11 protein-coding genes are annotated in these 14,098 nt (G+C 36.0%); 9 read left to right on the top strand and 2 right to left on the bottom strand.

From position 1 onward, the window contains the following. Positions 1 to 387 precede the first annotated feature (387 nt). The 8 genes from D0817_RS23960 to D0817_RS23925 all read left to right on the top strand — a co-directional run bounded on the left by D0817_RS23960 (position 388) and on the right by D0817_RS23925 (position 8,252). Positions 388 to 957, top strand: a complete 570-nt coding sequence (locus D0817_RS23960; RefSeq protein WP_127340867.1) for a hypothetical protein — start codon at positions 388 to 390, stop codon at positions 955 to 957. Positions 958 to 1,567: 610 nt separating this feature from the next. Then, positions 1,568 to 2,860 (top strand): hypothetical protein, encoded by a 1,293-nt coding sequence (locus D0817_RS23955; protein ID WP_127340866.1) that lies wholly within the window; start codon positions 1,568 to 1,570, stop codon positions 2,858 to 2,860. 174 nt (positions 2,861 to 3,034) lie between these two features. Then, positions 3,035 to 3,850, top strand: a complete 816-nt coding sequence (locus D0817_RS23950) for a hypothetical protein (RefSeq protein WP_127340865.1) — start codon at positions 3,035 to 3,037, stop codon at positions 3,848 to 3,850. A 157-nt stretch (positions 3,851 to 4,007) separates the two neighbouring features. Next, positions 4,008 to 5,159, top strand: coding sequence for a pPIWI-associating nuclease domain-containing protein (locus D0817_RS23945; RefSeq protein ID WP_238160943.1), 1,152 nt, complete (start codon positions 4,008 to 4,010; stop codon positions 5,157 to 5,159). Between the two features lie 65 nt (positions 5,160 to 5,224). After that, a complete protein-coding gene (locus D0817_RS23940) occupies positions 5,225 to 5,644 on the top strand; it encodes a selenium binding protein (protein WP_127340864.1) in 420 nt (139 codons plus the stop codon). A 183-nt stretch (positions 5,645 to 5,827) separates the two neighbouring features. Further along, entirely contained in the window at positions 5,828 to 6,598 is a 771-nt protein-coding gene (locus tag D0817_RS23935) for a hypothetical protein (RefSeq protein WP_127340863.1), read from the top strand. Positions 6,599 to 6,806: 208 nt separating this feature from the next. Beyond that, positions 6,807 to 7,502, top strand: a complete 696-nt coding sequence (locus D0817_RS23930; RefSeq protein ID WP_127340862.1) for a hypothetical protein — start codon at positions 6,807 to 6,809, stop codon at positions 7,500 to 7,502. Between the two features lie 333 nt (positions 7,503 to 7,835). Next, the gene (locus tag D0817_RS23925; protein ID WP_127340861.1) at positions 7,836 to 8,252 is read left to right on the top strand and encodes a hypothetical protein; all 417 of its coding nucleotides are present in this window, start codon (positions 7,836 to 7,838) and stop codon (positions 8,250 to 8,252) included. 128 nt (positions 8,253 to 8,380) lie between these two features. Here D0817_RS23925 and D0817_RS23920 read toward each other — a convergent pair whose 3' ends face one another. Further along, positions 8,381 to 8,794, bottom strand: a complete 414-nt coding sequence (locus tag D0817_RS23920) for a helix-turn-helix domain-containing protein (RefSeq protein WP_127340860.1) — start codon at positions 8,792 to 8,794, stop codon at positions 8,381 to 8,383. A gap of 181 nt (positions 8,795 to 8,975) precedes the next feature. Between D0817_RS23920 and D0817_RS23915 the strand changes: the two genes are divergently transcribed. Beyond that, complete coding sequence (locus D0817_RS23915) at positions 8,976 to 9,536, top strand: hypothetical protein (RefSeq protein ID WP_127340859.1); 561 nt, start codon at positions 8,976 to 8,978, stop codon at positions 9,534 to 9,536. Positions 9,537 to 9,655: 119 nt separating this feature from the next. On the opposite strand, the gene D0817_RS23910 is transcribed toward D0817_RS23915, so the two are convergent. Further along, positions 9,656 to 13,957 carry an NHL domain-containing protein gene (locus D0817_RS23910; protein WP_127340858.1) on the bottom strand — a complete coding sequence of 1,434 codons (4,302 nt, stop codon included), beginning with the start codon at positions 13,955 to 13,957 and terminating at the stop codon, positions 9,656 to 9,658. Positions 13,958 to 14,098: the final 141 nt, after the last annotated feature.

The following is a 14,098-nucleotide window of genomic DNA, read 5'->3' as shown; positions in this document are numbered from 1 at the left end:
TGTACGTCACCGTTTTAATATCATTCTGGGTCATTGTCTGGCCAATGACCATAGCCGGAAATAAAACTAAAAGAAGTTTGCTGAAATTTTTCATGATTTATTGGTAATTGGCTTGTAGTGATGCTGGCTTTCGGAGGGTATAATTCCAGTTTCATAATCAAATTCGGTTTTACTTTATAATTGGTTTTGTAATGCATCCATTATTCCGATCATTAATATTGTGCGAATAATGTTACGTATTACAAACATAGTAATAAATTTTAAAAGTAAGAATAGTACTCAATAAATTAGATGACTATAGTTAAAAATAGTAAGAAAAATAGTATATTACAACAAAATACTTCTATATTTACCACTTTAATAATAAATATTTAATAGTAGTAAACTATGGCAGAAAGTAAAAACAACATCATCACTCACGGATTGAGTGGGAAAGTGGGCGACATCATTGTATTTAGCCAAAGAGGCAGTAAAACAATCGTTTCAAAAGCGCCAAAAGAGCGTACGGGAGAGCCGACGGAAAAACAAAAAAAACACATTGCAAAATTCCAGGAAGCTACTATCTATGCCAAAGCAGCCTTACAGGAAGCAACTACCAATGACATCTATGAAAAAGGGGCGAAACCTGAAAAAAACATTAGTGCCTATAATGTAGCGGTAGCCGATATGCTTGGCGCTCCGAAAATAGAAGAAATTGATCTTTCTCAGTACAAAGGCAAAAAAGGAGATACGATTAGTGTCAAAGTAACCGACGACTTTAAAGTGGTCGCCGTAAAGGTAATTATAGAAAATGCCGACGGGACACTGGTAGAAGAAGGCAATGCCAAAATAAGTACCAATGGTCTCGATTGGATCTATACGACTACTAAAGAAAATGACGATTTAACCGGTGATAAAATCACTATTCAGGCTACAGATTTACCTGACAATTTGACCGAAAAGGAGCAAATCCTATAAAAATCCCAAACGGAGTTTCCGTATAGGAGTGACGGAGCAGTGACGGACAAATGACGTAAAAAAACGCAATGTCAAACTGGCAGAATTACCGTTAGAAATTTGGATCTGTCGTTCTATTTTGAGGAAGGTTGAAGGAGAAATTTATAACAGGGTTCAAAAAGAAAAACCTGGTACCAGAGTAACATCTGGTATCAGGTTTTTTTGTTTTAATCGATGAGCTGTGCGGATTATCGTTGCGGGTACGAAGTCATATGAAATTACGTTCTTGTTTAAAAAATTCTATTTCAGGTAAATATACCTGTTTACGTGTAGTATTATTATGTTAATTTCACTTCGTTAAAGGTTACTTTTTAGTTCCAATGCAATGCCATGATTCAATTATAGTGATTAAATCATTTGATTTTTTAGCATCAATATTTAAAATTGATTCTTCAAGTAGATTTATAAATGAACTTACGCTTCAATTCGTCAAAATAATTTATCAGCAGTATAAATTTCCATATAAATCGAAAGGACTAATTAACAATCTCTCATATTAAAACATTTAAAATATGATGTGTTAAGAATATTTCAAGCTAAAAATAGATAGTAATAATAAAATAATATAGTCATGGTAAGAAAATTACTCTTTTTTGTAGCATTCGTATGCTCAATAACATTTAATGGACAACAATTAAAGACTGAGTTTGCTAAGGCAAGTGATACTATTTCTTCTGATTCTCAGAAGGAAATTTCAGTAACTTTTAATGTTCACGTACCTAAACAGTCATCATTTGAGGGAACAAAGGTTTATTGGTCTATAATACCTACAGATGTTTCATTAAAGGATTCTGAAATTTTTCTGCCTTCAAACAGGGAAATTATAGTATCCAAAACATCAGATTTTTTTAAACCTTTTACCATTAAAATTCAACGCAGTAATACTCTTGACCGGATTATTAAAATAAAATTGTCTGCTAAAAAAGATAATGCTGATGTGCCTATTGAATCAGATCTTTTGACAGAGTACATAATTTATATAAAGCCTATTGCAGAAGGCGAAGTGAAGGCACTGCAAAAAAAGAAGGATTATGAACTTTGGCTTTTGACTGGTACTAATCTTGATTTAATTGATGGTATTAAAGCAGAAGATTTGTATTTTAAGGCAAATTATTTAGCCAACATAAAAAGTGGAAGTAAAAGCACCCGGAGCTGGATAAACGTTGACTTTGGTAGAAATCGATATTTTAACAGTATTGATTCTTTAGGCGGTATCAGTTTCGTACAAAGACTGCCTTCTGTAAGCCCTGACACCATACGTCAGGTAGTGGGGGAGTATAAAACGGTTAAAAAAGTAGAAACCAACAATACCTTTGTTGATATATATTATATGTATCAAATAAGAAAACTCTCTTCTGAAACTTCGAAACTTTTTTTCACTTTAGGACTTTCTTTGAATTCACAAACTGTGAAAACAACGTACAATAATTCGATAACTGCTACAGATACAATTTCATTTGCTGTGGGGCAACAAGTGCCGAGGCAAACTTTTCCCATGTACCGTAATTCATCTTTAAAACAAAATTACAAGGGTATCGGATATGGAATAGTTTATGTTTTAGATGAGGAAAAAATTAATGTTAAAACATCTCTTATTGCAGGTTGGAATACTTTTACTTATCCAATTTATATACGCTATAATGGAGATGCTGTAGTTGAAGAACATTACAAAAGTGATCCCAAAGCTTTCATGCGTTTCCGATTCGAAGGAACTGTACTTAATCCAGGACTTTCATTAGGGTTTGAAACCTTTTTACGGGCCGGTGAAAATCCAATTTACAATGTAACTCTCACTAAAACAATCGAGTTTGAACAGCTGGCGAGTTTATTTGGACCTTTACCCACGGCAACAAAATCAAAATAAACAAAAGCATGTTGCATTAAGGTCAATAATTAGGGCGAGCATAGGATATGTGTTAATTAGAAGTCAGAATTTTATGCTTACGATAGCGATAACAAATAATTACCTATAAGTTTTAAAAAATCAATATTCACGAGCTGGACGATCGCACCAGCAGATTAATTATTTATAGATTATATGGAAACATTAGCTGAAAAGTATAGATCGTTACAATTATCCAGTTTGAATTTAATCAAGAGTTATACATGTATGCTCTTGACCAACAATCCTAAATATAAAGTTTATGGAACAGGAGTATTTATTCAGATTCAAGACCACTATTTTCTTATTTCAGCTGCTCATGTTTTTGATAAGTATAGCGAGTTATTCATTTTTTTATCAAGAGACGGTGAAATAATTACGCCAGGAGGAACAACCTACAATCATAATGCAGCAAATAGGAATAAAGATACAATTGATATAGGTGTTATGAAATTAGATAAAGAATGCGTTCCTCATCTTTTGCTGTCTTATAATTTTTTGAAGGCTGAAGATTTAGCTATCAATCATATATTTCAAAGTGAAGAATATTATACATTTCTGGGTTATCCTTCCACAAGGTCAAAAATATTACGGAATACAAATATTTTAGATTCTACCAGTTTTTTTCATTTTACTACTCCTGAAAGGAACGAGGATTATTCAAAGTTTAGTAGAAATCCTGCTGTTAATGTTGTTACATCATATAATAGAAAATTTTCTTTTAACCATAAAAAATATATGTTTGGAACTGGTCCTGATTTACATGGTATTAGTGGCTGTGGCCTATGGTTTACAGATCCTTTAGATTTATATGCGGGGACTATGAAGCCTAAATTAACAGCAATAATGACCGATTGGCCAGTTAATAATAGAAATATAATTATTGGAACTCGTATTGATGTTATTACTGAAATAATAAGGAAGTATCTTAATATCGATTTTCCTGAATCGAAAATTGTAAGAGCCCAGTAAAAATTGTAAATAATATCTACTATGAGATATAAAACCCACTTTTTCAGGATAATATGGCTTAATAAATTGAGATTAGATCTAAAAATTTTAGAACTGCGCAAAAACACTGCGTACTACAAGGATATCTTTGAGTAATAAATAATTAAAAATATAAGATATGAGTGATTTTCTAGATTATGATGAGATTAAGCGTAAAATTGAAAGTGAAATATGTCCAGAACATAATGAACATCCTGAATTTAAAAAAATCGCAAAGGGATTTGAAATTAGCTCTTGTTGTGATGATTTTAAAAAGAAACTGACTAAAAAAGTAAAAAAAAACATATCAAAACAAACAAAGGCAGCTCCTCCGGCAGCCAAAAAAATGGAGAATAACTTTGATAAATTACAAAAAATTGAAGGAATTAATGCAAAGCTAGATCAGTTTGCTAAGCTTGCTAATCCATTTTCAGAAAATATAAAACAAATTATAAAAATGCAAGATAATTTAAAACTTGCAATACCTACTTTCGATTTTTCTAAAGTTGATTTTCCTAAAATTGATTTTCAAATTATGAAAATTCCAAATTTAGTTTTACCTAAAATAGAAATTCCAAAATTTGACAATTTATTTAATTATGAATTTTTAGAAGCTTTAAAACAAATTTCGACTATAGGAGAAAGGATAAAAAATAATCCTGAACTACAATTTGGTTTTATTAGCGATTTAGAAATATTAAATTTAAGATCTGCTGAAGAATTAAAAAACTCGTTAATCTCAGATTTAGCAGATACTGACATTGAAGAAAAAGAAAAAGTCTTGAATGATAATCTAATACCATATTTAAAAAATCACAATCTTGAAAATCTTTGGATTGGCGCAAGCCAAGTTCTGGAATCTGAAAATAATCCCGATAGATTGAGACAATGCTTAATTTCTTTGAGAACTATTCTTGAGTATTTAATAGACGAAAAATTGGCTCCACTTGAGAAAATAAAAGATGTGAAAATGTTTGAAAGTTATTTCAAAAGATATCATTTAGGAAAGAAAAAAATAGAATCCATAAAAATTAAAAGAGAACTAAAAATAGAATATTTCACCTCCAAATTTAAATATAGAATACTTGAAGATTTTACAAAAAATGAAATTCAATATGTTTGTAATTGTTACTCTATTTTATGTAATGTTCATCAACCAAATATAGGACTAACAGAAAATCAAGTCAGAAGTTTAAAAGTAAAAACGGGAATAACAATTTGGCTGTTAGCCTACTTATATGACATTTTGGAAGAATACAGTACTAGGCTCGCATCTACTACAAAGGATTAGGGCATAATCTTAATATAAATTAAAGAAACTAATACATCAAAGACAACTTTTTAAAAATAATTATTATGTACGAAGAATATAGTCGACAGGTATTGCCTTCAAAAAGGTATAGAGAATTGCTAGGTTCTGCAATTTGTGTGTTTAATTCCAATAATCAATTTATCATCGAAAATATTTTGAGAATAGACGACTCAAATTACAATTGGCATGAATTAATAGATAAAACTTCGGGAAGCTTGTTGCAATCTGTAAAAGAAACAATTAGTAAAAATTCCGACACAAAAATTGCGGTATTATTTTCATCAATAATTGTCAAAAGAAACCGAATAATTCATAGTTATCAAATAACTGAAAATGACCAACAAATTCTTAGTACTAAAACAAAAAATAATAAACAATTCACAATCACAGAATCATATTTACTAGAATTTATTAAAGACAATGAACATTTAAGTTTAATGTTGCATAAGTTAAGGGGCTATTGATTTAGACGAATTATTAGAAAAGCAAATGCACGAACCACTAGATAAGCTTTTCTTGTTACGCAAGTTGAAGTACAAAATTGAAGTTTTGTAATTGTATTTAAATTTGTAATTTAATAAAATATTTAGGTTTTGGAAATCAGGTTGCTACAAACCCTTGGGATATAAGAATTAATTTAAAAAAGAATGAATACAGAAAAAATATTTGATGAAAACGGACAAGGATTTATTAGGGCTTTTTATTCTGATAAAATAGAAAGGGTAAATCCTATTGAATTTTATAAAACTGCTGAACTTAAGCATAGTGCAACTCTTATAAAAGACATTTTATTTCTTAAAAATCCTCTATTAACATCATTTTTAGATAGCGAGTATTTTGAGCGAAAAGCAAAAGAAATGCTTGTTGGTTATTGTGAAAAATGCTTAAATACAGAAATTCATCAAAATTTTATTGAACTTCTTAACACTACTCGTAAAAAAGATCAAATAAGATTATTAAAAAAAATGACTTTAAATCCAGATGAATTGATGTCATTAATTTTTAGATCTTATAACGAATTTGGCTATTTATACAGTAAATATCATTTTAAGAACTTACCTAATGGTTTTGAACAAAAAATATTACCAAAAATTTTTCGTTTAGATGAGAATGATAATATCATAAAAACTGGAGATACTGATTTAACTGATGGAGAACTAAAACATATAATAGAGAATAGAAAAGTTATTGTGTCACATTTTTTTGAAAAACAAGATGTTTGGCATTGTTTTTTTTCAACATATAAAAGTATGGGAGGAAAAGAAAATTGGAAAGATGGACAACCACATTTTCACTACATTTCAAGTGGGTTTGGGATTTCTAAGGATGATTTTATTGAAAGTATGAGAACAGGAAATTATAAATCAACTTCAATACATATTGATCTATTAGAATATGGAGAACAACCAAAAAAATAAGAAAAATAAAAAACTACTGACACCATCTGTTACAATAAATCTTTGGGTTAGGGGACTTATGTTAATATTTCATATTTTCCGGCGGTGGCGCGAGGAAAAAAAAGAGAAATTTAATGAAGTTATTTTCTAAAAGATTGGATAGTCTTAGCAAAAATTTTCAGATTAATTGGCATTAAAATAAAGTTTCAACCTTCAAAATAAACATTCTATGAAAATTCTATCTGAAAATTCAATTTTAAATTTTTTACCATTAGGAATAAAGGAAGAACAATTATTAATATTTGATTCATTAAGAATTACTCTCGAAATTATTGAACATAATTATAACTGCTTAGAGACAAGCTTAGATAAATTATCAGATAGCAATAGAAAAAAGGAAAATGTTTCCATAACTTTTAGCTACGCTTGGGGAATTATTGGTAATATTTCTCGCTTTATAAAACTATATCAAAAATTGCCTTCAGAAAGTAATTATCAAATTTTAGATGGAATAAAACACATAAATGCCTTTCGAAATACACTTCAGCATTTAGATGAAAGAATTGATGAATCATTGCTGAAAACAAAAAGTCCCTTTTATGGTGTTCTAACATGGTTTCATAAAGATAAACAAACACACGAAACAATTCCTCATAACTTGTTTAGTGGACTTTATCTAAGTGGAATGGGGGTTAAATTTACTGTGCCTGATTTGTCTCTCAGCGATACTTCAGTAAATGATATTTTGATACAAACCGTCGATAAAAATAAAATTATACAAACTAATTTAACTGAATTGATTAATGAATTAAAAAAAATTTGTGAAGCAATGGAGGGAAAATTACAATCGGTTTGTAATGATAATAATCTAAAAAAGTGTGATTGGTCGTCAAGAAAGGATATATTAATTATAATGAAAAGCTAGAAAACTAATAAGACGATGCAAAAACAAAAATGAACTTTGATAAATTTATTGAATACATTCTTTTAAAAAGTAAAACTGTCCAATATAATCATAATGATGTTCAGACAATTGAATGTAATTTAATATAGATTCTTATGGCTCCACCCCCGCTAGAGCTGGCGTCCCGCTCGTGAGCACAATCATTTAAAAACAATTCAATATTCACGCGCGGGTAAGCGCGCAGGCAGGAGTCTTTAAAACACGTTTCTATAAATTTGTAAATTTAGTTGAATTACCCTTTTTATTAGTATTTTCGCTTTTATTAACCAAACGTTAGTGAAAATATTATTTCAGATGAATAAAGTCGAAATTAGGCAAAGAAAGAAAATAGTGCTACCTTTTCTATTAATTGGAACGATTATAATAGTAGGTACTGGCTTCTGGATTTTCTTCTCAGAAAGGTATACAGACATTACGAGCAAAAAAATCAGCTTTATTGCTGGTGTTTTAATTTTTTGCTATTTAATATATTCTCCAGTAAGAAAGCTAATTAAGAATCAACCGATAATTATCTTTGAGAGTGATTCGATAATCTTAAACAATAATAAACCTATTACAATTAAAAAAAACGAAATCGAATGCATATCAGTGACATATGTTAATGAGACAGGCTATTTTTTATATATCCAGACAAAGGAAACCATTCATAAGACAAATATATATTGGCTGGACAGAACTCCTGACGAAATTAAGAAGTTGATTAACGTATAAGGGAAATGATGCTTTTAGAGTTCAATGATTAATTACCTAATTTAGTCGCAAACTCGCTTTGTTCTAAAACAAAAAAAGAGACTCAAAAGTCTCTTTCCAGAATTAATATATCTTCTACAAATAATTATTTATTTACCAATCAATTTCTCAAGCCTCACCATCATTTCATCTTTCTCTTTCAACATACGCTCGTACAGCGCAATTTTTTCTTCGTGTATTTGTACAATTTTATCAATCGGATTAATAGTAGAACTGACATGTCCAGAATTGTTACCAACTGCTATTGCTCCTTCATGAAAAGTGTTGGAAATAATGTTCACAGCCTGCTCTTCATCAAAATTCTGAAACGCTTCCACAGGAATTTTTAAGGCCTGTGAGATTTGATCCAGTATATCGTTTTCAATAACCTCTTTTTGCTCCAGCATCGAGATTTTCTTCTGATTCCAGTCGTTTCCGAGATCAAAAGCTAATGCCTCTTGTTTGATGCCCAGCATTTCTCTGAAGCGTTTTACGTTTCTTCCCTGATGTATTTTTTGTTCCATAATGCGTATCCATTTTTCTGAAGGCTCAAAGATAACCCCATTTTGATTAAAATCCTGAATTTCAAAGATAAAAAATTATCGCATAAAATAACTTTTTTGTCAGAATATTATAGCGGTATTCTGAATAGATTATCCTTTGTAAAGAACCGAACTTCGTTGGTGAATTTTAAATCTCTTTACCATGAAAAAAAATAAAACAGCGTTCGATACCCGCTTTTGGGCTGGGTTTACGGCAGAAAATCCCTTTAAGGTCCTGGACGCCTTTTTTGACTTTGCCGATCTTGATGATTACAAACAGCAGTTAAATGAAGCGTTACGTTACAGCGGTTCCAGCAAAGTTTACGAACAGGACAATCCCGCCAGTGTTTTTGTCTTTTATACGGTGGTGAGCTCTTTTCTCAAAGCCTGTTACTGCCTGCGGGAGAAAAGCAAAAAATGGAAAGTAAAAGCGTCTTTACCCTCTGAAACCGTATCGCAGCTTTCTTCCCTGACGAAGGAAGAATACGAGAATCCTTTTAGCGTATTTCAAAAAGCATTTAACGAAAAAACTCCGGAAGAATTTGAATTCTTCCTACGCGAAATCGTCCGCCTGTCCTTGTCTCCGCAAGCCGAAGATGCTGACACTGACCTGACCATATATTATATTCATGTCATTAAAATGCTCGATGCAGCGGAACTCATGAGAGAAAGGGGAGTAGAGAAAAGCAGGAAAAGGAATCAGATGGCGCCTGTAACGGCCTAAAATATTCGGGATCCCAACGTTAAAATACGACAGGATGAAACGATGTAAAAATAGCCGATTTTCACTAAGAAAATCGGCTATTCATTTTTAGCTTTATTTGATTAGCACCAAAGTACTATTTAGTTTCGAATTACTTTTTTGGTTACCGTTCGGGAGTCAAACGAAATTTGAAACATATAAACTCCAATCGGTAAATGAGAGATGTCTAATCGGGTAGATTGCCCTTCTAACTGTTTTGCAAAAAGAAAGTGTCCCAGAGCATCAAAAACACGCAATTGTGCATTTTCCAGCTCGCTTTTTTCAATGGTGATATTCCCGGTTGTGGCGTTTGGATACAGTTTGATACTATCCTTCTTATCGAAATCACCTGTTCCTAGGTCATTTGCTAAAGTGGTCACAGAAAATACCTGACTGGTTTTTGAAACGTTTCCTGCAGCATCTTTTGCCTTAATGGTAAAGGTATACTTGGTATTAGGACTTAAACCCGTAACGGTATACGTGGTTTCAGTTACCGTAGCCAACAGTACGCCGTCTTTAAAGATATCATACGATATAATTCCCGCCTCTTTCTTTTTACCTGAAAGAGCACCTGTATTTTCTGAAGCCGTCCACGACAGGGTAGTGGTGGTGGCAGTTGTTCCGGACGCACTCACGTTTGTTGGAGTGGTCAATACCGGATCTTCTGCAATCACTGTACCAATAGTAATAGCAAAGGTCCCTTTTCCGGAAGCATTCGTTCCGGTTACGGTATAAACTGCTGCAGGAAGTACTGCGGTGGGTGTACCGCTAATAATCCCGGTGGAAGCACCAAGAGTCAAACCTGCCGGTAAAGGCGGTGTAACGGTATAGGCTGCCTGTATCTTTCGTATTTTATTGTTACTGTAATCCCCAACATACAAATTTCCTGAAGCATCAACGGCTATTCCGAAAGGGGAATTAAAACTTGCTGCTGTACCGCTGCCGTCGGTATCGTTTATTAGTCCGCTTCCTGCCCAGGTGCTTACTACGCCCTCCGGAGTTATCTTTCTTATAATATGGTTATTGTTATCTGTCACGTAGACAGTTCCTGAAGCATCTACTGCTACTCCACGGGGATTATAAAAACTTGCTTCAGTGGCGTTCCCGTCAAGAGTACCTTGCGCTCCGCTTCCCGCCAGCGTGCTTACCACACCCTCGGGCGTTATTTTTCTTATTTTATGGTTTGCGGAATCTGCCACATAAACCGTACCTGAAGCATCAACTGCTACTCCGACAGGATTAGAAAAACTTGCAGCCGCGCCGGTACCATTGGCACTACCGTAAGATCCGCTTCCTGCCAGCGTGGTTACCACTCCCGCGGAAGTTACTTTTCTGATCTTATTGCTATAGGTATCCGCCACATAAAGGGTACCCAAAGCATCAACCGCTATTCCGAAAGGATGATCAAAACTTGCTGCAAAGCCGGTACCATCAGCGCTTCCGGCCGATGCACTGCCGACAAAGGCGCTTACTTCTCCCGCAGGCGTTATTTTTCGTATTAGATTGTTTTCTGTATCTGCCACATAGACCGTACCCGAAGCATCAACGGCTACTCCGTTGGGATGCTTAAAACTTGCCTCAACACCCGTGCCGTTGCCACCACCAAACGTTCCGCTTCCTGCCAGAGTGCTTACCACTCCCGCAGAAGTTACTTTTCGTATTTTATTGACACCCACATCTGCCACATACACATTACCCGCAGCATCTACCGCTACGCCGCTGGGGAAATAAAAATTTGCCCCGGAGCCAGTACCATCGCCTATAGCAGCTCCGCCGCTTCCTGCCAGGGTGGTTGTAATGCCATAGGTAATGGCGCCACCGGTATTGGTAGGAGTTAGGGGTGTTATAGCTGTTCCTGCCTCATAATTTTGCGGGGTAGTGTAACTGATAACCGGTGCTTTTATTACGGTGCTTATCGTGATCTTAAAAGTTCCTGTTCCTGAGGAATTAGTTGCCGATACCGTATAGACCGTGGCAGGAGTAGCTACTTTGGCTATGCCGCTAATAGTTCCTGTTGCAGCGTCCAAATACAGTCCTTCCGGTAACTTTGGTGTGATGGAATAACTTGCCTTTATTTTGGTTATTTTATTGCTGTCAGACACATAGACGTTGCCAGAAGCATCAACACCTACGCCGCCAGGGGAAGTAAAACTGGCTCCCGGAACACCGTCCGTTCCGCCTCCTGCCAGTGTAGTGACCACTCCTGTTGGAGATATCTTTTTAATTTTACCATTATCCCTGTCTGCCAGAAACACCGTGCCCGAAGCATCAACCGCTAATTCGGAAGGGCGGGCAAAACGTGCAGCACCACGGGTACCGTTAACATCACCGGAGGTTGTGCTTCCTGCCAGGGTGCTCACAGCTCCTGCGGTGTTTATTTTTCGTACTTTATTGTTGCCTACATCTCCCACGTAAAGATTACCCGAAGCGTCTATCGTTATCCCTCTCGGATAATTAAAAGATGCCGTAGCACCGATGAAGTCGGCGGAACCCGTTCTTCCGTTTCCTGCTAAAGTGCTTACTACTCCCTCAGGAGTTATTTTTCTGATCATGTAGTTATTGGTATCCGCCACATATACATTTCCTGAAGCATCTACCGCTACTCCGCTAGGGAAAACAAATTGTACCGCAACACCAGTACCGTTTGCAAAACCGGGTATTCCGCTTCCTGCCAACGTGCTTACCACACCCGCAGGCGTTATTTTACGTATTTTATGATTATTGGTATCTGCTACATAGACGTTTCCCGAAGCATCTACTGCGACTCCTATCGGGCTTCTAAAACTTGCCGTAGCAGCACTTCCGTCTGCAAAACCGTATGTTCCGCTCCCTGCAAAAGTAGTCGTTACTCCGTCGCGCGTAATTTTACGTATTTTGTTATTATTAGCATCCGCCACATAAATATTACCGGAAGCATCCATAGCTGCTCCTAATGGAGAAAAGAAACTGGCGGCAGTACCATTGCCATCGGCGCTTCCGTTGGCGCCGCTTCCTGCGAGGGTAGAAGCGGTTCCAAAAGGAACCGGGCCGCCCGTATGAACGGGACTCAGAGGGGTTACGACGGTGTTTATCTCGTAGCTTTGCGACGTAGTATAACTGAAAATAGGTACTTCTATTTTTGTTTCGATAGTACAATCAAAAGTACTTTTTCCCGAACCATTGGCTGCTGTTATGGTATAGACCGTTGCAGGAGTGGGTGCAGTGGGTGTACCGCTAATACTTCCGGTGATCCTGTCGATGCTCAGACCGGCAGGCAGGGCGGGAGTCACTGTATAACCTCCTGTATTTACCTTTCTGATCTTATTAATATCAGTGTCCGCCACATAAACGGTACCCAAAGCATCAATCGCTACTGCAAAAGGATTGTAGAAACTGGCAGCAGCGCCGTTACCGTCGGCAGTACCTCTAAGTCCGCTGCCTGATAACGTACTAACCTCACCTGAAGGGCTTATCTGTTTTATTTTATAGTTATCGCCATCGGCCACATACACCGTACCAAAAGCATCAACCGCCACGCCTTTCGGATAATGAAAACGAGCCAGTCTCCCTTTAGCATCTACATCGCCTGATGTGCCATTTCCGGCTAAAGTGGTTACTCTTCCGTCAACCGCTACTTTTCGTATACTATTGTTATTGTTATCGGCTACATAGACAATCCCCAAAGCATCAACTGCTACTCCGTAAGGGCTAAAAAATTGTGCCGAAGTACTATAACCGTCTGCAAAACCGGGTGATCCGCTTCCTGCTAAGGTGCTCACCACTCCGTCGGGCGTTATTTTTCTTATTTTATGACTACCGCTGTCCGCTACATAGACAGTACCTGACGCATCAACCGCCAGTCCGTTTGGTGATTTAAAACTTGCTGAAGTGCCTGTGCCGTTGGCAGCACCGGCTGCGCCGCTTCCTGCCAGCGTAGTGACCACTCCCTGGGGCGTTATTTTGCGTATTTTATTATTAGCCGCATCCGCCACATATAGCATACCGGCAGCATCAACTGCTATTCCACTGGGTAAATTAAAACTTGCCGCAACACCATTGCCGTCGGCCGCACCTGCTGTTCCGCTTCCTGCCAGTGTGCTTACGACTCCTGCAGGCGTTATTTTTCTTATTTTATGGTTATAGGTATCCGCCACATAGACATTACCCGCAGCATCAACGGCTACCCCATAAGGACGATCAAAACTTGCCGTAGCAGCACTGCCATCGGCATCGCCAACTTCTCCGCTTCCCGCAAAGGTAGCTGTGGCTCTGTAAGCAATTAAACCGCCGGTATTTACAGGGTTTAGCGGGGGTATGGCTATCCCCACTATATACGTTTTTGGCGTGGCATAACTGATTGCCGGTGCCTGTGCAAAGCCCGACTGAACCAGCACCACGGCTAAAAGAATGTAAAGTTGTTTCATCCTAAATGTTTTATAATTAAATCCAATAGCGAAGATATCTTTTTTCTATGAAGAAAAACAGTTTCTGTCGCAGCTATATGTAAGTTTTATGTTAGTTTTTTTTTGGAATTAAATTTAATGCAATGGCTGGATCCCGTCAGG

The organism is Flavobacterium cupreum (assembly GCF_003996965.1).
In the GTDB taxonomy this organism is placed as follows: domain Bacteria; phylum Bacteroidota; class Bacteroidia; order Flavobacteriales; family Flavobacteriaceae; genus Flavobacterium; species Flavobacterium cupreum.
Note: the sequence above shows the minus strand (reverse complement) of the source record. Positions and strands in the feature narration are given on the sequence as shown.